Annotated in this window: 23 protein-coding genes and 3 pseudogenes; 13 read left to right on the top strand and 13 right to left on the bottom strand. The window is 70.5% G+C overall.

The window, feature by feature from the left end:
* Positions 1-486 precede the first annotated feature (486 nt).
* From ACZ7BZ_RS32410 to ACZ7BZ_RS32400, 3 genes are all read left to right on the top strand, one after another.
* Positions 487-2,463: an RHS repeat-associated core domain-containing protein gene (locus ACZ7BZ_RS32410; protein ID WP_470361464.1), complete on the top strand. Its 1,977-nt coding sequence runs from the start codon at positions 487-489 to the stop codon at positions 2,461-2,463.
* On the top strand, positions 2,463-2,882 hold the full coding sequence (locus ACZ7BZ_RS32405; protein ID WP_470361463.1) for a hypothetical protein: 420 nt from the start codon (positions 2,463-2,465) through the stop codon (positions 2,880-2,882). Before ACZ7BZ_RS32410 ends, ACZ7BZ_RS32405 begins: the two co-directional genes overlap by 1 nt.
* Before the next feature lie 541 nt (positions 2,883-3,423).
* Positions 3,424-3,795, top strand: a complete 372-nt coding sequence (locus tag ACZ7BZ_RS32400; RefSeq protein WP_470361462.1) for an AMP-binding enzyme — start codon at positions 3,424-3,426, stop codon at positions 3,793-3,795.
* Between the two features lie 1,171 nt (positions 3,796-4,966).
* On the opposite strand, the gene ACZ7BZ_RS32395 is transcribed toward ACZ7BZ_RS32400, so the two are convergent.
* Both ACZ7BZ_RS32395 and ACZ7BZ_RS32390 read right to left on the bottom strand, forming a co-directional pair.
* Entirely contained in the window at positions 4,967-5,368 is a 402-nt protein-coding gene (locus ACZ7BZ_RS32395) for a DUF3592 domain-containing protein (RefSeq protein WP_470361461.1), read from the bottom strand.
* Between the two features lie 89 nt (positions 5,369-5,457).
* Positions 5,458-5,802, bottom strand: a complete 345-nt coding sequence (locus ACZ7BZ_RS32390) for a hypothetical protein (RefSeq protein ID WP_470361460.1) — start codon at positions 5,800-5,802, stop codon at positions 5,458-5,460.
* A gap of 39 nt (positions 5,803-5,841) precedes the next feature.
* On the opposite strand from ACZ7BZ_RS32390, the gene ACZ7BZ_RS32385 reads away from it, so the two are divergent.
* Both ACZ7BZ_RS32385 and ACZ7BZ_RS32380 read left to right on the top strand, forming a co-directional pair.
* Positions 5,842-6,342: a TetR/AcrR family transcriptional regulator gene (locus ACZ7BZ_RS32385; protein WP_470361459.1), complete on the top strand. Its 501-nt coding sequence runs from the start codon at positions 5,842-5,844 to the stop codon at positions 6,340-6,342.
* 341 nt (positions 6,343-6,683) lie between these two features.
* The gene (locus tag ACZ7BZ_RS32380; protein ID WP_470361458.1) at positions 6,684-8,192 is read left to right on the top strand and encodes an SMI1/KNR4 family protein; all 1,509 of its coding nucleotides are present in this window, start codon (positions 6,684-6,686) and stop codon (positions 8,190-8,192) included.
* Positions 8,193-8,265: 73 nt separating this feature from the next.
* On the opposite strand, the gene ACZ7BZ_RS32375 is transcribed toward ACZ7BZ_RS32380, so the two are convergent.
* Positions 8,266-8,493: a hypothetical protein gene (locus tag ACZ7BZ_RS32375; protein WP_470361457.1), complete on the bottom strand. Its 228-nt coding sequence runs from the start codon at positions 8,491-8,493 to the stop codon at positions 8,266-8,268.
* Positions 8,494-8,733: 240 nt separating this feature from the next.
* On the opposite strand from ACZ7BZ_RS32375, the gene lepB reads away from it, so the two are divergent.
* On the top strand, positions 8,734-9,504 hold the full coding sequence (gene lepB / locus ACZ7BZ_RS32370; protein WP_470361456.1) for a signal peptidase I: 771 nt from the start codon (positions 8,734-8,736) through the stop codon (positions 9,502-9,504).
* 89 nt (positions 9,505-9,593) lie between these two features.
* Here the strand turns inward: lepB and ACZ7BZ_RS32365 are convergent, their stop codons facing one another.
* Positions 9,594-9,794, bottom strand: a complete 201-nt coding sequence (locus ACZ7BZ_RS32365; protein WP_470361455.1) for a hypothetical protein — start codon at positions 9,792-9,794, stop codon at positions 9,594-9,596.
* A gap of 669 nt (positions 9,795-10,463) precedes the next feature.
* Positions 10,464-11,159: a hemerythrin domain-containing protein gene (locus tag ACZ7BZ_RS32360; RefSeq protein WP_470361454.1), complete on the bottom strand. Its 696-nt coding sequence runs from the start codon at positions 11,157-11,159 to the stop codon at positions 10,464-10,466.
* Between the two features lie 676 nt (positions 11,160-11,835).
* Between ACZ7BZ_RS32360 and ACZ7BZ_RS32355 the strand changes: the two genes are divergently transcribed.
* On the top strand, positions 11,836-12,276 hold the full coding sequence (locus tag ACZ7BZ_RS32355; RefSeq protein WP_470361453.1) for a hypothetical protein: 441 nt from the start codon (positions 11,836-11,838) through the stop codon (positions 12,274-12,276).
* 635 nt (positions 12,277-12,911) lie between these two features.
* Here the strand turns inward: ACZ7BZ_RS32355 and ACZ7BZ_RS32350 are convergent.
* The gene (locus tag ACZ7BZ_RS32350; RefSeq protein WP_470361452.1) at positions 12,912-13,976 is read right to left on the bottom strand and encodes an aldo/keto reductase; all 1,065 of its coding nucleotides are present in this window, start codon (positions 13,974-13,976) and stop codon (positions 12,912-12,914) included.
* Positions 13,977-14,093: 117 nt separating this feature from the next.
* Between ACZ7BZ_RS32350 and ACZ7BZ_RS32345 the strand changes: the two genes are divergently transcribed.
* Together ACZ7BZ_RS32345 and ACZ7BZ_RS32340 are read left to right on the top strand one after the other, a co-directional pair.
* Positions 14,094-14,933, top strand: coding sequence for a helix-turn-helix domain-containing protein (locus tag ACZ7BZ_RS32345; RefSeq protein ID WP_470361451.1), 840 nt, complete (start codon positions 14,094-14,096; stop codon positions 14,931-14,933).
* Positions 14,934-15,103: 170 nt separating this feature from the next.
* Positions 15,104-15,214: pseudogene (locus ACZ7BZ_RS32340) on the top strand (IS5 family transposase); the annotation flags it as partial.
* Positions 15,215-15,348: 134 nt separating this feature from the next.
* Here ACZ7BZ_RS32340 and ACZ7BZ_RS32335 read toward each other — a convergent pair.
* From ACZ7BZ_RS32335 to ACZ7BZ_RS32320, 4 genes and pseudogenes are all read right to left on the bottom strand, one after another.
* A complete protein-coding gene (locus tag ACZ7BZ_RS32335; RefSeq protein WP_470361450.1) occupies positions 15,349-15,774 on the bottom strand; it encodes a hypothetical protein in 426 nt (141 codons plus the stop codon).
* A gap of 125 nt (positions 15,775-15,899) precedes the next feature.
* A complete protein-coding gene (locus ACZ7BZ_RS32330) occupies positions 15,900-16,340 on the bottom strand; it encodes a DUF6262 family protein (protein ID WP_470361449.1) in 441 nt (146 codons plus the stop codon).
* Positions 16,330-17,013 (bottom strand): annotated as a pseudogene (locus ACZ7BZ_RS32325) (tyrosine-type recombinase/integrase); the annotation flags it as partial. The gene ACZ7BZ_RS32330 and the pseudogene ACZ7BZ_RS32325, both read right to left, overlap by 11 nt.
* 47 nt (positions 17,014-17,060) lie before the next feature.
* Positions 17,061-17,635 (bottom strand): annotated as a pseudogene (locus tag ACZ7BZ_RS32320) (IS5 family transposase); the annotation flags it as partial.
* An 86-nt stretch (positions 17,636-17,721) separates the two neighbouring features.
* On the opposite strand from ACZ7BZ_RS32320, the gene ACZ7BZ_RS32315 reads away from it, so the two are divergent.
* Together ACZ7BZ_RS32315 and ACZ7BZ_RS32310 are read left to right on the top strand one after the other, a co-directional pair.
* Complete coding sequence (locus tag ACZ7BZ_RS32315) at positions 17,722-18,075, top strand: alpha/beta fold hydrolase (RefSeq protein WP_470361448.1); 354 nt, start codon at positions 17,722-17,724, stop codon at positions 18,073-18,075.
* A 281-nt stretch (positions 18,076-18,356) separates the two neighbouring features.
* Positions 18,357-19,031 (top strand): hypothetical protein, encoded by a 675-nt coding sequence (locus ACZ7BZ_RS32310; RefSeq protein WP_470361447.1) that lies wholly within the window; start codon positions 18,357-18,359, stop codon positions 19,029-19,031.
* Positions 19,032-19,079: 48 nt separating this feature from the next.
* Here ACZ7BZ_RS32310 and ACZ7BZ_RS32305 read toward each other — a convergent pair whose 3' ends face one another.
* Positions 19,080-19,457, bottom strand: a complete 378-nt coding sequence (locus ACZ7BZ_RS32305; RefSeq protein WP_470361446.1) for a M23 family metallopeptidase — start codon at positions 19,455-19,457, stop codon at positions 19,080-19,082.
* Between the two features lie 512 nt (positions 19,458-19,969).
* Between ACZ7BZ_RS32305 and ACZ7BZ_RS32300 the strand changes: the two genes are divergently transcribed.
* Positions 19,970-20,536: a hypothetical protein gene (locus ACZ7BZ_RS32300; protein WP_470361445.1), complete on the top strand. Its 567-nt coding sequence runs from the start codon at positions 19,970-19,972 to the stop codon at positions 20,534-20,536.
* Positions 20,537-20,827: 291 nt separating this feature from the next.
* Here the strand turns inward: ACZ7BZ_RS32300 and ACZ7BZ_RS32295 are convergent, their stop codons facing one another.
* On the bottom strand, positions 20,828-21,577 hold the full coding sequence (locus ACZ7BZ_RS32295; RefSeq protein WP_470361444.1) for a type IV toxin-antitoxin system AbiEi family antitoxin domain-containing protein: 750 nt from the start codon (positions 21,575-21,577) through the stop codon (positions 20,828-20,830).
* A gap of 553 nt (positions 21,578-22,130) precedes the next feature.
* Here ACZ7BZ_RS32295 and ACZ7BZ_RS32290 point away from each other — a divergent pair.
* Complete coding sequence (locus ACZ7BZ_RS32290; RefSeq protein ID WP_470361443.1) at positions 22,131-22,589, top strand: hypothetical protein; 459 nt, start codon at positions 22,131-22,133, stop codon at positions 22,587-22,589.
* A 245-nt stretch (positions 22,590-22,834) separates the two neighbouring features.
* On the opposite strand, the gene ACZ7BZ_RS32285 is transcribed toward ACZ7BZ_RS32290, so the two are convergent.
* A complete protein-coding gene (locus ACZ7BZ_RS32285; RefSeq protein WP_470361442.1) occupies positions 22,835-23,485 on the bottom strand; it encodes a response regulator in 651 nt (216 codons plus the stop codon).

The raw sequence follows: 23,485 nt of genomic DNA, 5'->3' as shown, positions 1-23,485 counted from the left end.
GCGACGACACGACACATCACCACTCCCCGACACCGCCGATCCCATGCCTGATCAGCGAAAACGCAGCCCTCAACCCCGGAAAGACAACAGCCACTTACCCGCAACGCCGCGGGACTGCCCGTCAAAGTCGACACCTCCAGGTCCGGACTGCCCAACGGCGCCCTGGCCTACAGCTACGACCCGGCCGGACGCCTGCTCACCGGCTGTTCCGCCCCGTCCACCGGTGCCGGATGCCTGCCGGGCTCGGAACTCGCCTACACCTACGACAAGGCCGGCAACCGGCTGACGCAGACCAGCGGACAGGCCGTCACGACGTACGCCTACGACGACGCCGACCAGCTCGCCCAGGCCGTCACCGGAACGACCACGACGGCCTATGGCTACGACCCCGACGGCAACACGACCTCGACGAAGACCTTCCCCAGCAGCGCGGTCCTGCCCAGTGGCGGCACGATCGCCTCGGGGGCCTCGCTCTCGTCGGCGAGCGTGCGGCTGACGATGCAGGCCGACGGCAACCTCGTCCTGTCCTCGATCCTGTCGGGCCAGGTGCTGTGGTCCTCGCAGACCAGCGGCCACCCCGGCGCAACCGCCGCACTGCAGAACGACGGCAACCTCACCGTCCGCGACACGGCCGGCACGGTGCTCTGGAGCACCGGGACCACCTCAGGCCCCGGCACCTACGCCAAGATCCAGGCAGACGCGAACCTCGTCGTCTACGACGCCAACGGCAAGGTGCAGTGGTCCACCAACACCTGGAACGGCAACGCCGAGGCCGCGAGTGCCAGTCCGGTCCTGCCCAGTGGCGGCACGATCGCCTCGGGGGCCTCGCTCTCGTCGGCGAGCGTGCGGCTGACGATGCAGGCCGACGGCAACCTCGTCCTGTCCTCGATCCTGTCGGGCCAGGTGCTGTGGTCCTCGCAGACCAGCGGCCACCCCGGCGCAACCGCCGCACTGCAGAACGACGGCAACCTCACCGTCCGCGACACGGCCGGCACGGTGCTCTGGAGCACCGGGACCACCTCAGGCCCCGGCACCTACGCCAAGATCCAGGCAGACGCGAACCTCGTCGTCTACGACGCCAACGGCAAGGTGCAGTGGTCCACCAACACCTGGAACGCCGTGAACGCGGCCGGGACCGCCACCTACACCTACGACGCCGCCGGTCACCTCTCCGGGGAGACCATCGGCGCGAACACCTTCACGTACACCTACGACAACGCCGGGAACCGGACCGCCACCCGCCAGAACGGCGCAGCCGTCCGCACCACCCAGTGGGACATCAACACCCCCCTGCCGCGCATCGCCACCGAGACCAGCGGCGACGGCTCGCTCCTCGGGGACTACGGCTACGGGCCGCAGGGCCAGCTGCTCTCCCAGCACAACGGCACGGACACCTACTACAGCCACCACGACTGGCTCGGGTCCGTCACCGACGTCACGGACGGCCACGGCGTCCAACAGATCCGTTACGGCTACGACACCTTCGGCGCACGCAGCGCCACCAGCACGGTGCCCAACCCCCCGGTCAACCCTTTCGGCTTCACCGGGGAACACACCGACCCGACCGACAACCTGCTGAACCTGCGCGCCCGCCGCTACGACAGCGCCACCGGTCGCCTCACCACCCGCGACCCCATCCAACTGCGACCCGACCGCCCCTACACGGCCGACTACGTCTACACCCGCAACGGCCCGTCCTACCGGACCGACCCCAGCGGGCTATGCGACGGCTTCCTCGACTGCCTCAGCGACGTCGGCGGCGCCCTCACCCACATCGACGTGACCGTCGGGGTCGCCGAGACCATTTTCGGCGCGGCCGTCACCGAACTGGGCGCCGACCTCACCGGACTCGGGATGATCAGCTGCCCGTTCACCCTCGGCATCGGCTGCGTGGTCGCCGGGGCCGGCGTGGCCGTCGCCTCGACCGGCCTCGCCATCACCGTGGACGGCGTCGACCGGTTCACCGACTCCTTCAACAAAGCGTTCCGGGAGGAGGACCAGAAGAACCAGGGGGCGACCGGCGGCCGCAACGACGGTTCGGTCGGCGGGAGTTCACGGGCGAACGCGGAGAACACCGGCGAAGCCGCCGACGACCCAGTCTGCCCGAACGCGGGAAACGGTCCCATCGTGGACCCGAACGCGGAACTCCCCCCGCTGCGCCAGGCGTACATCAATGAGGTGGAGGCGCTGAAGGGCAAGGCCGGGCAGATGAGGGCGGCCGGCAAGTCCGACGAGGAGATCGCCCGTACCCTGCACCAGGCGCGCCGCGACCTCGGGGTGAAGTACAAGGATGCGACCCCGGAGGAGCAGCGCGAGGCGATCTACGCCCGCAACCTGGCGAAGTATGAGGACAAGCTCGGGCCGAGCGTCGACTGGCTGCGGGCTCACGACAAGTCTTGGGAGGACATCATCGAAAGCGCGACACGGACCGGTGGCAAGGACCTCGGTCTGGAGAAGAGGTAGTGGTGCTCATCGCTTCCTTCGACACCTACCGGCTGGTCGCTGACTTCGACCCAGCGACCGGGGAGCTGAGTCCTGAGCGTACTGTCGAACCCGGACAGGAAACCCACGGTCACTACGGTGAACTGGCCGGAAGGACCGTGGTGTTCTACCGGGACGGCGATGGGCTCCACCTGCGGGTGGGAGACCGTGAGTGCCGAATCGACTCCCCTGCACGGGTCCGGCACCGGATCCAGGAGCCCGAATGCGTCCTGGAGATCGATCAGGTCGCTGAACTGCACTATCCGGTGCCGTCGGAATGGTACGGGCTGGAGAACGACTTGACCCCGTTCGTCGAAGCCGAGCACTTCGACTTCGGTCTCTTCATCGCCAATGTGGTGGAGAGCGAAGTTCGAACAGGGCGGATCTACCGCCAGGAGTAGTCCTGGAGCAGTCACGACCGTCCGCTCGGACGAACGTGTGCACGGGGCCGTGGCCCGCACCGCATGGTGTGGGCCACGGCCTCACCGATGGCGGTCCCGGAGGAACTGCTGCTCCTCACGCCCGTGAAGGTGCCACCCGGTCGCCGGGCACGCTGTCACCGGACAAGCGGTCCAGGGCCGACCGGCTTCCGCCGTCGGCGGGACCCCGGACCAGCAGCCGCTGGTCCGGGGTCCCGAAGCGGCATCAGGATCTTCGGCGAGGACCCGCACCGCTACGCCAGCGCCAAGGCCCGCAAGACCTACGCCGGCACCAGCCCGATCACGCGCGCCTCCGGCAGAAAGAAGGTTGTGACCGCCCGTCGAGCTGCGTAGCCCGTCCGTCTGCCTGGGCACCTTCGACCGCGACACCGGCCGCCTGCGATGGCGCGCCGCCGACACCGACGGCTGGTACGCCACCGGCGACCTGGTCCGCCCCGACGGCGCGGGAGGCCTGGCCTACGCCGGACGGGCCGGTGACCGGATCTCCGGCGCCACCCAGCTGATGATCCCCGTCCTGGACGTCGAGGCGCAGCTGCGCGAGCACCCCGCGATCGCCGATGTCGCCCTGGTCGGTTACCCCGCCGAGCACGGTGACCTGCCCTGCGCGGTCGTCGTTCCCGCTGGCGGGCGCGCCCCCGGCTTGGCCGAACTGCGCACCTGGCTCGCCGACCGCGGCATGACCGACTGGTACTGGCCGACCCGCGTCGAGACCGTGCCGTACCTGCCCCTCAACGAGCTCGGCAAGGTACGCAAGAACGTCCTGCGGGCCTGGCTCGCCGGTGAGCGGGCGTTGCCCAGCACCGAAAGCCCAGCCAACGAGCAGGGCACCCCGGTGCACGGCCCGAAGGCGACACCCGACACGCGAACACGGTGACAACCGGGATGCCCTCCTGCGGGAATCTGAGGGTGGGGAAGGCGGACGTGCGCAGGGACCTGGAGTCCGACCACGACGTCCTGTTGGCACTCCACCGCTTCACCCTGGCAACCGCCGAGGACGAACGCGAGCACCATCTGGTTGGCTGCCATCGCGCGCCGGGCGCCGGAGCGGCCAGCGCCCCGGTGTTGGCGCCGAGGAGACGGCGGCGCAGCCGGCGGCCTGCGCCGACTGTGGGAGCAGCCGGGGTCGGGCGTGGGAGCGGCGCTGGCGATCCTTCCCACGGCTGCTGGTCGTCCTGGTCGGCACCGCGGCCTCCGAGGTGCGCTCAGCGGTGGCAGAGCTGCGCCTGGCCGCCGAGGAGAACCCGGCCACCCCGAGATGCTCACCGCCGTCCCGGCCGGCGCCGCCCGAATCAAGGACCTGGTCCAGCGCGGACCGTCCGCCCCAATCTGGCACCCGCTCAGCGCGCAGGGCGGGCGGGCGTGCGGGTGGACGGAACTGCAGGCGGCGAGCGGGGGCCCGCTGGATGGCCTGCCGCCGGCCGTCCTCCTCCTTGCTCCTCCGCCCGGCCGGTGGCGCCGCGAAGCGGGGCCGCCGGGCCACCGCGCAGCGGACAACCCGTCACGCCGTCGGCGCGCAGCATCAGGTCGCCGGGATCTTGTCTCCGCTCCTGCTCTGCGCGCCGACTCTCCTTCTCCTCTTCTTCAACGCTCCGGTGCCCCGGACTTCACCCAGCACCCGCCCGGGTGCCCAGGGAGAAGTAGTCGGCGCCCGCCGACCTATGGACAACGGGCGCTGAGCTGCGCAAACCCGCTTCCGGCGGCACCGCCTGACGCAACCCCGAGTAGCAACCCCGAGTAGCAAGCCCGAGAAGCAGCCCCGAGCAGCAACCCCAGAGGCAACCTCAGAGGCAACCCGCACCGGGTCAGCTCGTGCTGTGGCTGAGCACGGTAGACGGCCATCTTTTCAAGGTAGATGGCCACAGTTTTCGCGATACTTGGGCAGCCTGAGCGTCATACCTGGCCAGCGCCTCCTGCTGGCTCTGTTCAAGATTCTTCGACAGTCGCTGCTGCGACCGCTTGGAACAGCTCACGCTCAGCATGATCGGTACGGGGTAGGCCGACCCAGCCGAACCGCGAGTGACATCCATAGCGGCGTCTACGGCTTCTCAACGCCCCAGCAGCACGTGAGGCAGTCCGCCGGGGCTGATAAGCGATGCGGACACGCACAGGAACACGCCGCCCACCGCCGTGGCCGCGATCGGGAATTCCCAGGGGGCGATGCCGCCGATCCTGCGGGCGCGCTGCGGCTTCCCGGCCGGATACCCGACCCGGACCGTCTCTCCGACCCGGCCACGGACGCTCGTCTCGAAGCGACGGGGAGTACCGGACTCGTCCATGAACTGAACCGTGCAGGAGCTGCCGCCGCGCCCCGCTGCGCTGATGCGCGTGATCATCCCACTGGTACGGCGCCCAGCGCCGGCCTGCCACTGACGCACCGTCTGATAGGCCGCGGCAACCCAGGTAACGGCCCCGACTGTGCCGGTGAAGAGGGCTCCGGTGTCGACCATGGTTCCGCCTGCTCGGTGCTCGGTGGCCGCAGGCAGGGTCACCAACGGCTGGGGCGTGCAGCATACGCGGCGCGCTCGGCTTCCTTGGGTCACGGGTGTGCCGGCGAGGCGGCGGTGGGCCGTGTCGGTGGTCTGTCGGGCCTGGTGGGCTGCCTCGCGGGCCATTCGGCGACGTCCTGGCGGTGGCGCTCGCGGCGCAGCGCGTACTGGAGGGCGGTGTCGTGGTCGGGGTTGTAGCGCTCGGCCCGGGTGGCGGCCGTGTGGTCGTGCACGCGCTGCCACTCGGCCAAGGCGGTGAACGCGGTGTCGTGGGCGGTCTCGTCTCCGGCGTCGGCGTACCGGTCGGCGGCGGCGCTCGTCGTCCCGGGCCCGGTCCAGGGCCTGCTGGAGGGTTTCCAGGGGCATCCCGGCCGCCCGGCGGCGGACCCGGTCAACCGACCCGATGCGGCCGGTCGACCCGACGCTATGTCGGGTTGGCCGGCGAGCGCGACGCGGCCCAGCTGACGATCCCCGCGGTGGCCGAGCACGCCGGGGTCAACCCCACCACCATCTACCGGCGCTGGGGCACGCTGCAGGTCCTGCTGGCCGAGGTGGCAGCCCTGCACAGGACCGACGTCCAACCTCCCTCCAGCGGCGATCTCCGTACGGACCTGGAGGCCTACGCGATTCGGACGCTGACCGATCTGACCCGCCCCGGTGGCATCGCGTTCTTCCGGGCAGAGGTCTCCCCCGACGTCGACGAGCGCCGCGGCGGCCTCCGAGAATGCCTGCAACGCGCCACCGCCGGCCTCGACACGGTCCTCGAAGCCTCCCTCGCCCGGGACGAAACACCGCCCCCAGTCGAACGGCTGCTCGACCGTATCGTCGCTCCGCTCTACTTCCGTGTCGTCTTCTCCGTGCCGAACACCGACGAGGCCTACGCCCGCGCCCTGGTCGCCGACCTGCTCAGCGATCCCTCCCGACCGCAACGCTGACCGTCCGCCGAATTCACCGCGCCGGTCGCAGGGCCAGTCTCGCCGTGCTCCAACAGCACCCGCAAGCGCCAGACCAGCGAGGTCGTCCTCCCCCACGCAACAGCGCCGAGTGGCTACACTCTCTCCGCCTTCGCCGACCGCCTCATCGACTCCCCGCTCGACGAGCCCCTCCGCCCGTCGCCTGGCACCAGCCCACCGCCGCCTGACACGCAAGAAGCCCCCCGAGGACCGGGGGCTTCTTTGGCTACTGGTTGAAGCCAGTGACCGTCCCTGACTTGCTTGTCGGTCCGCTCCGGCAGAATCGCCCCGTTCCCCAGGCTCTCGCGAGATGTGAGGTACCCGTGACCGCTTCGCCGTTCTGCCCGCCGTGCCCGGTGCCGCTGCTGCTGTCCGACGCGTCGGGCCGGCCGGAGGAGGTGCTGGCCCGGGTGGTGGATTTGGCGGCCGAGGGCGGCGGGCGGTCGGAGCTGGTCGGCGAGGTGCTGGTGCACATGTTGAGCCATGACTTCCACACCCGGCCCGCCGTCGCGAGGGCCATCGTGGCGTACGCGCCGGAACAGGTGCCGGTGGCGGTCGAGCGGATGAGCCTCTACCACCGCAACCGTTACCGCGACCCGCAGGTGCAGGCCAGTACGCACCTGGTGGTCAACCCGCAGCCGTGGGAGCGGATCAACCGGCTGGTCACCCTGGCGTACCTGGACCGCGCGTGGCTCGACGAGGCGCAGGCCGAGTACGCGACGGCCGAGGTGACGGCGCTGCTCTTCGCGCACAACGAGTTCGCGGGCCTCGGCGAGGAGCAGGCGCGGCTGGCGCTGGCGAGGATGGCGGAGCAGGCCGACCGGAACGACCGGCTGGCGGGCAGCATGGCGAGGAACATGGTGCTGTTGCAGCCGGAGCTCCATGAACAGGTGCGCGCGGAGCTCGACCGTCTGCTCGGGCGCGGCCTCGCACTCGGTGTGCTGTCGAGCACGCCGGGTTCACTGCACCGGGCCTACCGGCCGCACGTGGTGCACGTCGCGCTCGCGTCGCTGCGGATGGACCCAGGAGGGTTCCTGACGGCCGGCCACCAGGACGCGGTCGCCGCCGTGCTGGCGGCCGGTCCCCGGTTCCGGGGTGAACTGCTGAGCGCACTGTGGGATTTGGTGCGCGACGAGCAGCTGCGGTTGGTGTTCCGGCGGCGGGCGGTGCAGCGGCTCGGTGAGGTCGGTGCGGCCGAGCGGGCGGCGGCTCGGGAGTGGCTGGCGCGGTCGCTGCGCGAGGCGGCCACCGTCGAGGCGGTGGCGGCGACCGAGGCGCGGCTGCGTGCGGAGGTCGCCGGGGTATGGGGGCGGGTCGAGGCATATCTCGCCGAACACGCCCCGGGGGTCCTGGAGTTGCTGGGCGAACCGGCGAGCGCGGAGGAGATCGCCTCCGTCGAGCGGCAGTTCGGCATGCGGCTGCCCGCCGACTTCGCGGCCTCCTGCGCCCGGCATCGCAGCATCCACCTCGGTGGCGTACTCGGCTTCGACGTCGAGCACGAGGACTTCGCCGCGCTGGCCGTCCCTTCCGGCATCCCGGCGCACGAGCCGTACCACGACCAGGACGGCGAGGTCCGCCGGAGCGACGACTGGCGGGCCGGCTGGCTGACCCTGTCCTACGAACCGGACGGATCGATCCTCGCCCTCGACCTCGACCCCGGGCCGAACGGGATGCGGGGCCAGGTCATATACGCCGATCAGGGGATACCCGAGAGCGCCTGTGTGAGGTCGGCGAACTGGCTGGCCCTGCTGCGCACGTTCGCCGATCGCCTGGAGGCCGGGCAGTACCCGTACCTCGCGGACCGGCGGGCGCTGACGGACAAGGACCTCTAGCGGCGCCGGCGCAGAAGGTCCGGGCGCGGCGGATCAGGGAACGGACGGTCCGGTGCGCAGGGGATCCCCTGGGCTACAGCTGGGGGGTCCCCCGCTCGCCGTCGGAATCGACCTCCAGCAGCCCGTCCTTGCGCTGCGGGATGATGACGAACTGCGGATGAGCCTGGTCACCGGCGAGGTGGAACTCCGTCGGTGAAGCATGGGCGGCCGTCGGGCAACGGCCGAGCTGGGACGCTGCCGTGGGCCCCTCGGTGAAGAACTGCTCAACCGTCCATGGCAGAAAGACCTGCTTGTAGACCACGGGAACCGCCCCCTGAGGCACTGAAAACAAGAGCTTTCAACCAGGCTACGCCGCACCGGAGTTGCTGAACAGAAGTGTCGCCGGGATCACAACATCGCCCGAACCGAGTCGCTCAACCCGACGCGCGGTGTCGTTCTGCTCGGCCCGCCAGGTTCATCGCGACTCTCTTACTGAGACCGTACGACCGGCTGTGGATACTCGACGCGACCGCACGAGGACGGCATGGACGGGGGGTCGGCGATGGGCGCTGACCGGACGACCGCGGGGGCGGAGAACAGCGGGCGCACCTGGCGGCTGCGGCGCGGGCGGCGGGAGCGGCGGGAGCGGCGGAAGCGGCGGAAGCGGCCCTGGTGGCAGGAGACGCTGATCGTGGTGGTGGCGGCGCTGGTGCTGGCCTGGGGGATCAAGACCTTGTTCGTTCAGGCGTTCTCGATCCCCACGGGCTCGATGGAGAACACTTTGCGGGTCGGTGACCGGGTGCTGGTGGATAAGTTCACCCCGCTGTTCGGCGCGAAGCCGGAGCGCGGGGACGTGGTGGTCTTCCGCGACCCCGGGAACTGGCTGTCGGACGAGCCACAGCCCAAGCAGAACGCGCTGCAGCAGGCGCTCGCCTTCGTCGGCCTGGCGCCGGCGGCGAACGAGAAGGACCTGATCAAGCGGGTGATCGCGGTCGGCGGTGACACGCTGGACTGCGAGCGCGGCGAGCCGGTCAAGGTGAACGGGGTGGCGCTGGACGAGCCGTACCTGTACCCCGGCGCCACGCCGTGCGACCAGCACCCGGTGGGGACGGTCACGGTGCCCAAGGACGAGCTCTGGGTGATGGGCGACCACCGCAACGACTCCGCGGACTCGCGGGCGCACGTGAACGAGCCGGGCGGCGGGTTCGTCCCGGTCAAGAACGTCATCGGACGTGCCTTCGTGGTGGCCTGGCCGCTGCCGCACTCGGGCACGCTGCCGGTGCCGGACACCTTCGACCAGCCGGCTCTGAACGTCACGGGCCACCGCCCATGACGAATGCCCCCGGAGCCGGACGGCGGCGCTGCCTGGCTCCGGGTGGCCGCCCTTCGCTTCGGCCTCGGAGGCGGGCCGGTCGCCGACGGTCAGCCGGTGGCCGCGGCCGTGCCGGTGGCGCAGACGGACGCGTCGTTGTCCCTGCCGAGGTTCGCCAGGCGCCAGTCGCCGTTGACCTGGCCGAGGGTGAAGGTGAGGGAGAGCTGCACCTGGCCCGAGCCCTGTTTGGTACTCAGGATCGCCTGCCGCAGGGTGTGCCCGTCCACAGCCGCGTCCGCGTCGGTGACCACGACCTGGCCGCCGGCCTTCGGCGTCTGGCAGGTGACCTGGAAGTCCGGGGTGCGGACGGCCTGGACGAAGTAAATCGGGTCAAGACGCTCAAGCGCGCCATGTACGGCCGGGCATCGTTCCGACTCCTCCGGATCCGCATCCTCGTACGGGCGTGACTCGTCCCGCTGTCAGCAGTGCTCTTCCAGGTAGAGCATGCGGCGATCGGCGTCTGTGCGGAAGCCGTGCGTGAGGTAACGTCCTACCGTCTGGCTTCCGCCGGGCCCCTTGTAACCGTCCTTGACCGTGTCCCAGAGCATCGGGCGCGCGCCGTCGGCGACGAGCCGGGGCGCGTCCCGCCGCTCTGTCCGAGTACGACGGTTGCGGCGTGGTCCTTCATCAGCCGACGCACCCCACGAAGATCGACTCGCTTCCTCCGGAGCTGCCACACGATGGCGGCGTCATCCAACAGCTGCACGGGCGCTTCGAGCCGGTCCGGGTTCTGGAGAAGGCCTGCATGGGTGAGAGTATTCGGTACCGCGACGGGTGAGGTCCTGGTTTTCACGGAACTCCGGTCAGAGCCCTGGCTTTCCCCATCCCACGCTCGGGTGTTCCTCAGAGCTACTCGCGCCATTCCCCACCTTGCTGATGGGAAGGCCTGGAACCCCGCCGTCCCGCGCGCGGGATCGGCGCTACGCCTGCGGGACCGCAGCGCCGCTCCGGCGGACGCGGGTGGTGGTGCGGTCGTAGAGACGGGTGCCGAGGGTGCGCCACAGCAGACGGGCCGGGGCTGGCATCTGTGACAGGAACAGCCGACGTTCCTGCGCGGTCGCGTCCTCGAGGATCGCGCCGAGGAAGATCAGAAGCTTGGCCTTGGGGACGCTGCGGCGCCCACGTTCGCCGACTTCGGTCCATTCGCGGGGCGTGATGTGGTCGGCCATCAGGGGCAGGAGGTGTTCCTCCTCGTCGTCCATGTGGGCGGCGGCGTGCCGGTCGAGCACGCGCAGGGCTTCGGCGAGGCGCAGGGCGGTGTCACGGTCCGCCCGGGTGTGCCAATGGCGCGAGAGTTCGGTGGCCGTGGCGAGCGCGCCGGCGATGGCCTCATGCTGGTCGGCCATCCGCGCGACCACGCCGTCGCCGGGGGCCGCGCGCTCGCTCAGCTTTGGCCACAGCAGGTCGTCCTCGCCCTCGTGGTGTTCGCCCAGGGCGCCGAGGACCAGGTCGAGGTGGTCGGCGAGCACCGCGGTGCGCCGCCGGTCGCCGGGGGCGGCAGCCTCGATCAGGTCGGCCAGGAGCGGTATCTCGCGGCGGAAGACGCGGTGCAGGACGACCATTTCTTGTGGGTCCAGGCGCTCGTTGGCGGTGGCTGGGTCGGCGGTGGCGGGCATCAGGGTCCTCTTCTGTGAGGGAACAGTGATCGTTCCGGGAAGCCGCAGCCTAGTGGCGTCTCCCCTACCACCCACAATCAGGTCAAGCCGGTCGCCCCCGCTGGGGACCGAGCCGAGCGCCCGCACCCTCGCTCGCTGAAGTCCTCACTCGCGTCAACGAACGACCATCTGAGGAGGCGAGAGCGAGGCCGGGGAAATTCGAGGATTCTCACCAGCATCGCGTGCGGCGCTTTGTCCAGGGGAAATGCGCCGTTGTCCAGGGAAAACGCGGGGCCGCGCACCGGTGCGGCGGACCACCGCGCGACGCGCGCTGCAGGACCTGTCCATAGGCGCGCCGCGCGCTGCTGGGACTGTCCATCGCGCGCGGGCCGGCGCGGGCGCGGGCGCGGGCCGCATGGTGCGGTGCGGTAGCGGCGCGACTACCGCACCGGCCTTTGCGGGTGCGTGTGACGGAGCACCGTAGTTTGCGAGTGGTGCACGGTAGTTCGCGAGCCGCCAGGAACGTCCCGCCTGACCTGGTGTGACTCGGCAGGCTAACTGTCGTGTCAGCACGGAATCTGTCGTCCAGGGTCAGCGGCGTGCGATCACTGGGGTCCACCTGGTGCCCCTGGGCCGCAGCGGCGCCCCCTCAGAATGGCGTTCTGGTCGATCGGTCCGAGGCGGCAACATGAAGGACATGCTTGCGGCACTTGAAGCCCTGACCGACCGCGATCCGAACCGCCGGGACGTCGCCGCTGACGTTCTGGGGGACCTACTGCACGGCACCGCACTCGACGCGGACACCGTCCAGCTGGTCGTCGGACGCCCGGTCGACCTGGCCATCAACGAACCGGTGACCAAGGTGCGCGAGTCCGCCCTGAACTCGATCAGCGAGGCGTTCAACCATCACCGTCTGCCCCTGGACCTCGTCGAACCACTGATCGCCGCCATGCCGACGATGGAGCGCGAACTCCTCGAACACGCCCTCTACATCCTTGGCGCCGCACACGCCTCGCAGGCCCAGTCGCTGATCGGACCCTTCCTCCACCACCTCGACCCAGAGGTACGCGAAGAAGCACGGCTCGCAGCAGCCGAGATCAACGCGGCCGCGTCGGAGGGTCGCACCCGCCCAGCGTGACCTGTCCACCCCATCAGCGAAGCGGCTGGCCCCCGTCGGCGGCGGACGTCTTCGAAGCTGGCGACAGCTTGCACGCCGAACGATCACCAGCCGTCAGATACCTCGCCGATTCAGCGACAGTTGTCATGCTGACCCGACCGCAGAACCGCACGTCGAGCACCGCTCCTGGCGACAGGTAGCGTGCTGAGTCACACCTGGTGTGCCGAAGCTTGATAGTCGTCACTTCAACGCTGCAGTTGGCACCACTGGTGGTCATCGGGCCCGCCCAGACGGCGGTAGCCGTCCTCTCGCACGACAGAAGGCGGATTCTCACCGCTCCGCGCGCTGCGCTGGAGACCTGGTGTCCTGTCGCACGGCAGATGGCGGATTCTCACGCGGTCTCATCCGTGTTGTCGGATTCGCAGTGCCTCGCGTGCCGGGCATGGTCTTTGCCTCGTTCGGATGGTCGGTCTCACGCCGTAGGCTGCGTTCTCATCGTTCCTGTCACGGTCGTTTGCAGCAGGTACGCGAGGGCCGGAGGGGCCGATGGACATGTTCGACGGAGTCCGACGGCGGTAGCGAACCGGTCGTGGCTCGCCCGGACGATGAACCGACCACGGCTCCAGACCCCGGCTCTCGCCGCTGACGGTCGGCCGTCAGCGGCGGGTCTCGATTCTCAGGCCGCCCGTGGTCACCTGGCGGATGGGCTCGCTCGCCAGCAGGTCGTGCGGCTGGCCGAGGGCGATCGCGCCCGCCGCGTCGAGCCGGGCCAGCTGGGTGCCCGTCAGCTCGACCGCCAGGGCGCCCAGGTTGTCCTCCAACTGGGCGGGGGTGCGGGCGCCGAGCAGCGTGCTCGTCACGCCCGGCTTCCGCAGCGTCCAGGCCAGCGCCACCTGGGCCGGGGTGTGCCCCAGCTCGCCGGCCAACTCCCGGACCACCCCGGCCACGCCGAGGCTGCGTTCGGTGAGGGTGCCCAGGGCGAGGTTGTGGCTCCGACGGGTGCTCCCGTCGGGGCCGGCGCCCGTCGCGCCCACGTCCTCCCGGCCGTACTTGCCGCTGAGCACCCCGCCGCCGAGCGGCGAGTACGGGACCACGCCCAGGCCCAGCTCCCGAGCCATCGGGATCAGGTCGCGCTCCGCGGTGCGTTCGATCAGGCTGTACTCGACCTGCAGCGCGACCAGCGGCGACCAGCCGCGCAGGTCCGCGATCGCCTGCATCCGGGACACCTGCCAGGCCGGGGTGTTGGAGATCGCCACGTACAGCACCTTGCCCTGCCGAACCAGGTCGTCCAGGCCGCGCAGCACCTCCTCGACCGGCGTCCGAAAGTCCCAGACGTGCAGGTACAGCAGGTCGAGGTAGTCGGTGCCCAGCCGCCGCAGGCTGCCCTCCACCGAGCCGAACAGCGCCTTGCGGTGCCCGCCCCCGGAGTTCGGGTCGCCCGGACGGCGCAGGGTCGAGTACTTGGTCGCCAGCACCAGGCGTTCGCGCTCCTCGCGGGCGAACTCGCCCAGCAGACGCTCGGAGCTGCCCTCGGTGTAGGTGTCGGCGGTATCGAGGAGGTTGCCGCCGAGCCCGACGTAGCGGTCGAACAGCTTGCGGGCCTCGGCCCGTTCGGCGCCCCACCCCCATTCGGTGCCGAAGGTCGCGGTGCCCAGGGCCAGCGGTGAGACCCGCAGTCCCGAGCGGCCCAGCAGCTGGTAGTCGTCCAGGGCCAGTGCCATCAGGTTCTCCTCTGCTCGTGTTCCGTTGCCGGGACCGAGTCTGCGGCGGCGGCCGGCCCCGGATAAGGGAGGGAACTTCCTGGGAAGGCCGGTCCCACCCTGGCGGTTGGACCGGTCATGACGACACGAACCGTGGACACCACCGAGGAACTGGCCGCCTTCCTTCGCAGCAGGCGCGAACGGCTGGACCCGGACCGGCTGGGCCTGCCCGCGCACCGGCGGGCCCGGCGGACGCCCGGACTGCGCCGCGAGGAGGTCGCCGAGCTGGCCGGGGTCAGCACTGACTACGTGGTCCGGCTGGAGCAGGGCCGGGGGCTGCGGCCCTCCGCGGAGGTGCTGGCGGCGCTGGCCCGGGCCCTGCGGCTGGCGCCCGGCGAACGCGACTACCTCTTCGACCTGGCCGGACGGCGCCGCCCCGGCAGCACCGGCGGCGGGGCAGCCGCCGGCCCGGCGCCGTCGCTGGCCCGCCTGGTCGACGACCTCTCCCCGCTACCGGCCATGCTGATGGACCACCGCTACGACCTGCTGGCCTGGAACCCCGAAATGGCCAGGCTGCTACCGGACTTCGACGCCGTGCCGCCGGCCCGGCGCAACGCCATGTGGCTCTGTCTGCTGCACCCGCCGATGCGCGGCTTCTACGCCGACCGCGAGTCCGTGCTGCGCGACGGTGTCGCCCACCTGCGCGCGGCCTGGGCCGCCCACCCGCAGGACCGGGCACTGGCCAGCCTGGTCGCCGAATTCATCGCACAGGACGAGGATTTCGCGCGCCTGTGGGCCGAGCGGGAGGTCCGCGTGAACGGCCGCGGCCGCAAGCTGCTGCGGCACCCGGCTGTCGGGGCGATCGCCGTCGATTTCGAGGTACTGCTCCCGCTGGAGGACCCGGAGCTGCGGCTGCTGGTCTACCGCGCCGCGGACCAGGAGAGCCTCGCATCCCTGGACCGGCTGTGCGCGCGGTGACGGTCGCCCGGGACTCTGCCACCCGGCGCTTCAGCGAACAGCCGGCGACAGGGAGAACGGGCACCCGTACATCGGCGCCAGGTGTCAAGATGGCAGCGACCGCCGAGCTCAGGTGACGGTTCGCGCGGATCTGCACCAGCCTCGGCCCGGCAGGACCCGCTCCACCAGAACGTCACCCGGAGCCGAGCGCCGGCGTGATCGACTCCCAGTCCGTCAAGGCGGACGCCGTCGTCGGGGCCGACAGCCGCGGCTTCGACGGTGGCAAGCTGATCAACGGCCGTTATCTTGAGCCATCGCGATGAGGACGAGCCTGAACTGGGACAATGCGATGTGGACAGCGTCCTCGACGCGGGGGGCTAGGGACTTTTCGGGCTGCGGAGATTTTGTCGCCCGGCGTGTCGCTCGCTCTCGAGGATCAGCTGGACGATGTCTCGACTGTCGCTCCGACGGAGTGATGTCGGAGCCGGGTGGCTATGAGTTCCATCTCGACGAACGTGCCCACCAGGCCGGTCGTCTTCAACTCGTCGGCCATGGCTCGTGCTTGTGGCAATGACAGGCCGTGCACCTCTCGAAGAGCGCGAAGGACGGGCACTGCGCTCGCCTCGGGCTCGGTCAGGCGGAGCCGGGCGGGTCCGTGTTCAGCCAAGAGTGCCTGGCGGATCTCTTCAGGAGTTGCGACGCCGCTGTCCTGATCGCACCAGGCGACGGGGCAGGCCTGGCAGCCGCCCTCGGTTCCCCACCACAGCCGTCCACTGTCGATGGACTGGCCGGTGTTGATTATCAGCACTCCGCCGCAGGCCTTGCATCGCGTTGCGATATCCACTCCCTGGCTGATCACCATGCTCCTCATCATCGGATCTTGCCCCGCATGGTGCCGCAACAGCTTCCCTTCGTCGACCGCATATCCTCGCCGAGCTCCCGCGTGGCTGCGGGAGCGGGTGCGGGCGATGCTGGTGCATCAGCTTCTCAGCACGGGCCGATCGACCTTGGGACTGGAGGCTTCGCTGTGGCGCGGACGCCTCGGACGTCGGCAGTGCGTTGCTCGCCGAGCGCGAGGGCGAGTGCCTGTCTGAGCTCGTGATTCTCCGCCTCCAACTGCCGGTTGCGCTCGGTGGCGGCCTCCAGGCGGCGGAGCAAGGAAGCTTCGGAGGCGCGTTGCCGCTCGGGAACCGGTCGAGCTGCGGGAACGGGGCGGTGCCGGGCCCGGAGGCGTTCGATCTCGGCTCGCAGGTCCGGCTGGTTGTAGAGCCAGGACCGGGAGACCTTGGCCTCGCGGGCGACGGTCTCGAAGGTGATCACGACGCCGGTGGCCTCCATGCGCCGCAGGGCCGATGCCGCTTTTCGGCGGGTTGCAGCCGCTCGGCGGCGGGCCGCAGAAACGATCAGGTGGGAGTTGTCAGCCCGCATCGGCGGTCTCCTCGCGCTGGTCCTGGCTGTCCTCGAGTTCATGGATCATGCGGTTGAGGTTTTCGGCGACCTGCTGGTTCATCTCGGCGACGCGGGTGTGACCGCAGCTGTTGGCGTTGTCGATCAGCGTCAGGGTCCGGGTGCGCTGTTCGCGGAGTTCGGGCAGGAACTCTGGCCCGGTGAGGAAGACCGGGCAGGTCAGGCAGGCATTGGCATGCGGGCAGGTCTTCTGAACGGGCAGGCCGCAGTAGCCGTTGGGCAAGGTCTGGGTGGCGATGCCGTAGCGGGTCTTGGCCCACTGGGCCTGGCCCAGCGGCCCGTCAAGATCAAGGGCGACGCGCTCGCCCTTGACGTTGACCTTCATCGCCGCCTCCCAGCGGCGCCGCACCGTCTGGTCGGTGATCCGCGCGCAGTGGGCCGTCATCCGGGACGGCTCGTGGTCGAGCAGAACGCGTACGACTTCCTGGGGAACGTCGCGGTTGATCAGCCGGCAGCCGAATGTGTGCCGCCATTGATGGGGCGTCAGGTGGACCGGGCGGCCGTGCTCGTCGCGGATGTCACAGGTGGCGAGCCAGCGGTTCAGCATGCGCCGGTAGCTGCTGTCGGACAGCCGGTGATTGCCGGAGACGTTCGCGTGCGGCCGCGGGAACAGGTAGCGAGTCCCGTCGGGCCAGTGTTCAAGGACGCGCTGCTGCTGGTCGCGGACGGCGGCCTGGAGACGTCGTAGGCTTTGTCGGCGTGCAGACGTCCGGGCTTGCGGGTGGGACCGCGGCCCGGGGTCTGTCTCATCTGGTAGCCCTCCACCACGGGCTTCAGGGCTTTGCTGTCGTGGGTGTTGGCCGCGCTCACGCCGACGACCAGGGGCAGCCCTGCCGCGTCCGACAGGACGTGCACCTTGGAACCCGGCTTACTCCGTCCACGGGGCTCGGACCTGTGAGTCCGCCCCTTTTTTGGCCCGCACCCGGGCGGAGTCGAGTACGACGCGTGAGACGTCGACCAGACCGACGTCGTCCAGGAGCTGCAGGACCGCCTCGTGTGGTCGGGCCCACACGCCGGCCTGCGACCAGATGAGAAACCGGCGGTGCGCGGTGGACTTCGAGACCCCGAAACAGGGTGGCAGCGCGCGCCAGCCGCACCCGCTGACCAGCACGTACACGACCGCCGCGAACAGCGTCTCATCAGGCGTGTTCGCCGTCCCACCGCCCTGCGGCCGCACCCGCTCCGGCGGAATCAACGGCTTCGCGATCTCCCATAGGCCGGTCCGGAACAATCCAACTCCACGTACCCCGCCCCATGCCCCGCCAACGAGCCGTCACCACATAGGACACGGTCTAAGGAGTGGGAGCGCCAGCCGCAGCCCCTCACCGGCCACCATCAGTGCATGGCTGACTACGGCTTGGTGTTCAGGTCACTGGACGGAACCAGGCTGTCCGGCACGGTGGCTCCGGCTGACGCTCCCTCCGCCGCGGCCGTCCTGGTACACGGCGCGGGGGTGGCCGACCGCAACGAGGGCGGCTTCTTCACCCGGCTCGCCGCCGGGCTCGCCGACAACGGGGTGGCGTCGCTGCGGTTCGATCTGCGCGCTCATGGCGCGAGTAGCGGCAAGGGCGAGGACCTGACGATCGCGGGGGTGTCCAACGACATCCACGCGAACCTGTCGATCGCCAATCTGGATTTCGCGGACGGCGTCGAAGCCGCTCGGATCGACCCCGCCGGTGTCTTCCGGTCCTTTTGAGAACTCGCCACGTCAGCCGGTCGAACGCGCTGGGCGCGGCCTCCTTCGCCGCGGCGTACGAAGAAGGCCGGGGGCTGGACCGCGCGACGGCCGCGACCGAGGTCGACCCCGCCTCGATGTCCGGAGCCAACGGACGCACTGATCGAGGCCCGGCGGCCGAGCGGCGCGGGCCGGGGAAGGCCGCCGTGCTTGTCGGAGTCGGTCGACCTCGTGGGCGGCCCTGTCGGCGGCGGACCGTATCGTTGGCGGAGATCACAATCCGCACACACAAGGGGGCACACATGACCGTTCACCGGCCCGGACTGCCGGAGGACCTTCCGCCGGCCGAGGAGCTGTGGGCACGATGGGCGCTGCTCGCCGCCCTTGAGGCGACCACCGAGGACGAGGAGCACCCGCCGCGCTACCGGACCGGCCGGTGGATCGATGACGAGGGTCTGCACTGGGACGACTGCGGTTGCACTTGGTGGGTCATGTCCAAGGCGGGCGAGGGCCGGTTCGTGCTCTACGGCGAGGACGAGGCGGGCGACGTCAAGTGGTACGAGCCGGCGATCGACGTGCTGGCGGGCGGCCCGGACTGGCTTCCCTACGAGGCACTGCGGGACCGGCTCGCAGGGCACGAGATCGGCTGCGTCTACTGGTACGAGAACGGCGCCTGGGCCCGGGCGCCGTACCCGGACGGCCTCGACGACGACGGCCTGGACTGCGGTATGAGCTCCTTCATCGACCGAAGCGAGGTGCTGGGCGATCTGACGAACCACCTGGACGACACGGTCGACGCGCAGAGCGCGGACAGCCTCCTGGCCGATGCGGAGGCGTACCGGCTGGAACCGCAGAGGCTGCTGGAACGCCTGGGGCAGACCAACGGCAACGACGATCCGCTGGACCGGCCGGCCATCGTCCGGGCGCTGGCCCGCGCGGGCCTGACAGGGGAGTTCGCGGCGACCGACACCCTCTGAGCCGCCTGATGCGTCCCCAGGCCGGAGCGGGATGCGGGCGGAGCCCGGTCAGAAGTCCAGGACCTCGCGGTCGAGCGGATACCGAGCACGGTGGAGGCCCTCGTACGGCGAGGGCGTGGTCGGCAGGACGCCGGTCGGCTGCGGGCCCAGGTTGTCGTCCCGGATCCGGGGTTCGACCTGTCCGAGGATGCGGAACCGCTGGAAGGTGAACGGCGGGCTGTCGGTCGGGAAGAACTCGTCTGTGGTCGTCACCTGGAAGTGCAGGTGCGGCGTGGTGGAGTTGCCGCTGTTGCGGATCAGCCCGAGGACCTGGCCGGGTTCGACGCAGTCGCCCTCCCTGACGCCGAGCGAGCCGACTTGCAGGTGGGCGTAGAGCAGATAGCGGCCAGCGGCACCGGCGCCATGATCCGCGCCATGGCCCTCCACCCGCACGACCGCTGCCAGGACCCGGCCGACTTCTCCTGGGCGACGACCGACCTGGACGACACCTCTGCCGCGGTCGCCGCCGTCTGCTCGATCCTGCGGGGGCGGGGCCCTCGGGTGCTGGTCTGGTGCGGCAACACTCTGCACGAAGGTGACGAGCCTGAGCGTGCCGCCGCCGAGAAGGCGCAGCTGGTCAACGCCTGCAAAAGATGGTGGCCGCCCGGGCATCGGCCGCACCGGCCCTTGTCGCGCGACCGGGCTGGGCCCGTAGCCGCCGCGGCACACGGCCGTTGCCGTTCGGACACTTCGGGCCCGCCGGATCGGGCAGGATGTGATCGAACGTTTCGGGGGGCATCGGGGGTTGTGTGATGGGGCGTACGGCACGGCGCGGGGGCGCGGCGGTGGCTGCGGTGGTGGCGCTGGCGCTGGGGACGGCGGCATGCACCGGGCAGGGCAGCACAGGGGCAGCCGCATCCACGGCAACGGCGTTGGCCTCCGCGACGGCAACCCCGACGGTGACGGCGCACCCTGTGGTGCTGCCCGAGCCCGCCCCGGCGGCGGCGCAGTGGATCGTGGACCAGCTGGCCAAGAACCCGCCGCAGCCCTGCCCCGTCCCCACACTGGCGAACCTGGTGGTGCTCGACCGCAGCGAGGACGCCCACGACCGGGCGGACGTGGTGTGGTTGAGGGACGACTCCTACCTGTGCCTCGCCTCGATCAGCCGTGTCAACGGCAACCTGGCCACGAAGTTCTCCTACGGCTCGATCGCGTCCTACGTCTCCGGGCAGAGCCCGTCGACGATCGGCGGCTCGCGGCAGCCCTCCTACTTCACGGTCTTCCCCGTCGACACCGGGCGGGTCGTGCTGCAGGGCGGGGGGAGCCGGTTCGGACCGCTGCACCAGCGGACGGTCGACCTCGGCGCGGGCAAGACGATCACCGTCGTCCAGTACCGCTACGCCGTCGAGCCGACGCCCGACCCCGATTCGTCGGTGGTCGAGCTTCCGCCGAGGGAGGACCCGGACCACCCGGCCGAGCTGTGCCCGTCCGTCCAGGAGCCGTGCCGCCTCGCGGACGTCTACTGAACCCCACGCGCCGGCTCTGATAGAGGCAGCGACCGAACGCTTGAGCAGACCGGTTGTGCGGGGCCTCTGACCAGGGACGGGGCCCGCCCGTTGCTCCCAGAACCCAGGCTGCCGAGGCCCCGAGAAGGCACAGGAGGCCGCCTCCCACAGGTGGCGGCCTTCCGACATCTCGGACAGGGACGGCGACGACGCGACATCGCCGGGTGCCGCACCCGGCGATGTCGCTCGACCGGCCGACGGTGAAATGGGACAGGTTCGCGAACCAGCCGTCGGCAGGGCTGGGCCCGCGGGTCAGCCGTCCAGCTTCGCGTACAGGCCGCGGCCCGGGCGCTGCGCCCGGCCGGCCTTGACCAGGCGCTCCAGCATGGTGCGCACCGCGTTCACGTTGTCCGCCGACTCCTCGATCCCCAGCCGGGCGATCACCTCCCGGGCACGCAGCGGCCCCTGAGCGCCAGCCAGCACGCCCAACGCGCTCTCCGAGGTGGCACCGGTCGTTCGCCGCCCGGGCGCGGGGGCAGCCGTTTCGCTCTTCTCGGTGGCCGGCTCGACGCCGGTGTGCACCGGCCTGGTGTTCCGGGTCGCGGCCGTCTTCTTCGCCACGGTGCGCGGCCGCGCGCTGCCGGAGGTCTCCTTCGCTGCGGCCTTCTTCGCGGGGGCAGCCTTCTTCGTTGCGGCCTTCTTCGCGGGGGCAGCCTTCTTCGCTGCGGCCTTCTTCGCGGAGGCAGCCTTCTTCGCTGTGGCCTTCTTCCGCGTCTTCGTGGCCGTGCCCGTCTGTGTGCTGGCCTTCTCGGCCGGCTCCCCTCCCCGGTCCGACGCCGCTCCGGCTTCGGCCGCGAGCTGCTGCGGCCCGACCCCCGCGATGGCGTCCGCCTCTGCCCGAATGGTGCCCACCGCAGTGGTTCCCTGCGAAGCCGGCAGCCCGGCCAGGGCCTGAAGGCTCTGGATGGCGCCGCGTACGGCGTTCTCGCGCGCCACGGCGGCGGTCAGCTCGTCCTCCAGACGCCGCCGCCGGGCCTCGATACCGGGAAGTTCCGCCTCCAACTGGGCGATGGTGTCACTGAAACGGCTTTCTGCCACAGTTCCTCGTCTCGTCCGCCCACGTGCATGTCGCAGGTCCTGTGCGATCTTTACCCCACCGCCGCGTCCGCCAACAAGAATCCGCCGATCCGCGCGGCCCGCATCGACACCCGCGACCGAGTACGCAGGGCTGGTGGGCGGCCTCCCAGGCACGGTCGGCCCGGGAACGAGGGGGGTGCGTTCCACGCAAGCCCGGCCGATGGGAGGCGAGCAGCGCCGATGGGACCGGCACTTGTAGGACGATGACGATGACGGCGTTCGTCGCCACCAGTGCGCCCACAGGCCATGCGTCGTGCGGACAGCTGTAGTGGGAGACCCACAGCGGAACCGCATAGGTGAGCACTGGAGTCATCAGCGAGAAGACAGCGCTGACGACCAGGAACCGCAGAAGCCCGGGATGTGCCAACAGCCGCCAGACCGGGTCCCCCTGCGTTCGAGGGCCCGGCGGGCCGACTCAGTCCGTCGGCGCGAACGCGTCCTCAAGGCTCTCCGCCAGGCGGCCAAGGACGGCACCGAGATGAGCGTGTCCGCGATCGCTCGCGCCGCCGGGGTGGACCGCACCTTCCTCTACCGGCACCGCGACCTGCTCACCCAAATCCACGCAGCCGCCAGTGAACCGCTGGGCACGGACGGAACGGGCCCGCTGGTCAGCCGGGCCTCGCTCCAAGCCGATCTGGCCAGTGCCAACGACCGGGCCGGACGGCAGGCGGCCCAGATCCGACAACTGGAGCACAAGCTCGCCAAGTTGCTCGGCGAGCAGGTCTGGCACGAAGCCGGAATCGGCGCCCCAGCAGACATCGAACAACTACACCGCCGCATCACGGCCCTGGAGCAGCGGCTAGTAGATCTCACCGCCCAGCTCGACGAGCGCAGCCAGGACCTCGAACCCGCACGCGCGGCCAACCAAGAGCTGATGACGAGGCTGAACACGCGGTCGCAGCCAGCCGATCTGGTGCACCAGGCCGGGCGCTGCTGACCACCCCGCTGAAGTCATCGAGGGTGGTCGGAGCCAGCTCTAATGGCTCCGACCACCCTCTCTGCAGCGCGGGTCAGCTCACCGCATCGGCCTGCCTGACCAAGTCGACGGTTTCGGCCGCCAGACGGCGCCGGTACTCACGAGCCTGCTTGAGGTCCGCGCGGAAAAGACATCAGCCACTCGTTTCTCACCGGCTGTCAGTCCCCGAGCGGCAAGCCGACGATGACCTGCCGCTCGGGGGCTGGCTAACGTTTGTCCAGCAGCCCGCGCTCAAGAGCTACGACCACCGCATGGGTGCGGTCTCTGACATCGAGCTTGGCGAAGACCCGCAGCAGATGGGTCTTCACCGTGGCCTCCGCGATGACCAGCCGCCGGCCGATCTCGACGTTGGACAACCCGTCGGCGACTGCGCTCAGGACGTCCACCTCCCGCGTGGTCAGAGCCACCGGAGCGGGCTGCCGCATGCGGGCGACCAGCCGCTCCGCGACCCTCGGGGCCAGGACGGTCTCGCCACGGGACGCGGATCGGATGGCGTCGACGAGCTGGTCACGCGTGGTGTCCTTGAGCAAGTAACCGATCGCGCCGGCCTCGACCGCGCGCTCGATCTCCGCGTCGGTGTCGTACGTGGTGAGGATCAGTACCCGGGTCCCCAGGTGGAGGGCGACGATCTCGGCGGTGGCACTCGCCCCGTCGAGGACGGGCATCCGCAGGTCGATCAGTGCCACATCCGGCTTCAGGAGCTCGACGAGTTCGACGGCCGCGCGGCCGTCGCCGCCCTCGCCGACGATGTCGATGGTGGGTTCCGAGGCCAGCAGGGCGACGACCCCGGCGCGCATGACCGTGTGGTCGTCGACCACGATGATGCGGAGACCTTCCGGTTCTGTACGGGCTGTCAT

The sequence above is a fragment of the Kitasatospora sp. NPDC036934 genome (genome assembly GCF_055608425.1).
Note: the sequence above shows the minus strand (reverse complement) of the source record. Positions and strands in the feature narration are given on the sequence as shown.

What these genes read in the sequence shown, in the direction of transcription:
- ACZ7BZ_RS32395 (WP_470361461.1), bottom strand. Translation starts at nt 5,368, where the DNA reads ATGGTCGACACCGGAGCCCTCTTCACCGGCACAGTCGGGGCCGTTACC.
- ACZ7BZ_RS32285 (WP_470361442.1), bottom strand. Translation starts at nt 23,485, where the DNA reads ATGACAGCCCGTACAGAACCGGAAGGTCTCCGCATCATCGTGGTCGAC.
- ACZ7BZ_RS32335 (WP_470361450.1), bottom strand. Translation starts at nt 15,774, where the DNA reads ATGGTGATCAGCCAGGGAGTGGATATCGCAACGCGATGCAAGGCCTGC.
- ACZ7BZ_RS32345 (WP_470361451.1), top strand. Translation starts at nt 14,094, where the DNA reads ATGACGACACGAACCGTGGACACCACCGAGGAACTGGCCGCCTTCCTT.
- ACZ7BZ_RS32360 (WP_470361454.1), bottom strand. Translation starts at nt 11,159, where the DNA reads ATGCCCGCCACCGCCGACCCAGCCACCGCCAACGAGCGCCTGGACCCA.
- ACZ7BZ_RS32310 (WP_470361447.1), top strand. Translation starts at nt 18,357, where the DNA reads ATGACCGTTCACCGGCCCGGACTGCCGGAGGACCTTCCGCCGGCCGAG.
- ACZ7BZ_RS32290 (WP_470361443.1), top strand. Translation starts at nt 22,131, where the DNA reads ATGAGCGTGTCCGCGATCGCTCGCGCCGCCGGGGTGGACCGCACCTTC.
- ACZ7BZ_RS32330 (WP_470361449.1), bottom strand. Translation starts at nt 16,340, where the DNA reads ATGCGGGCTGACAACTCCCACCTGATCGTTTCTGCGGCCCGCCGCCGA.
- ACZ7BZ_RS32355 (WP_470361453.1), top strand. Translation starts at nt 11,836, where the DNA reads ATGCTTGCGGCACTTGAAGCCCTGACCGACCGCGATCCGAACCGCCGG.
- ACZ7BZ_RS32350 (WP_470361452.1), bottom strand. Translation starts at nt 13,976, where the DNA reads ATGGCACTGGCCCTGGACGACTACCAGCTGCTGGGCCGCTCGGGACTG.
- ACZ7BZ_RS32400 (WP_470361462.1), top strand. Translation starts at nt 3,424, where the DNA reads ATGATCCCCGTCCTGGACGTCGAGGCGCAGCTGCGCGAGCACCCCGCG.
- ACZ7BZ_RS32315 (WP_470361448.1), top strand. Translation starts at nt 17,722, where the DNA reads ATGGCTGACTACGGCTTGGTGTTCAGGTCACTGGACGGAACCAGGCTG.
- lepB (WP_470361456.1), top strand. Translation starts at nt 8,734, where the DNA reads ATGGGCGCTGACCGGACGACCGCGGGGGCGGAGAACAGCGGGCGCACC.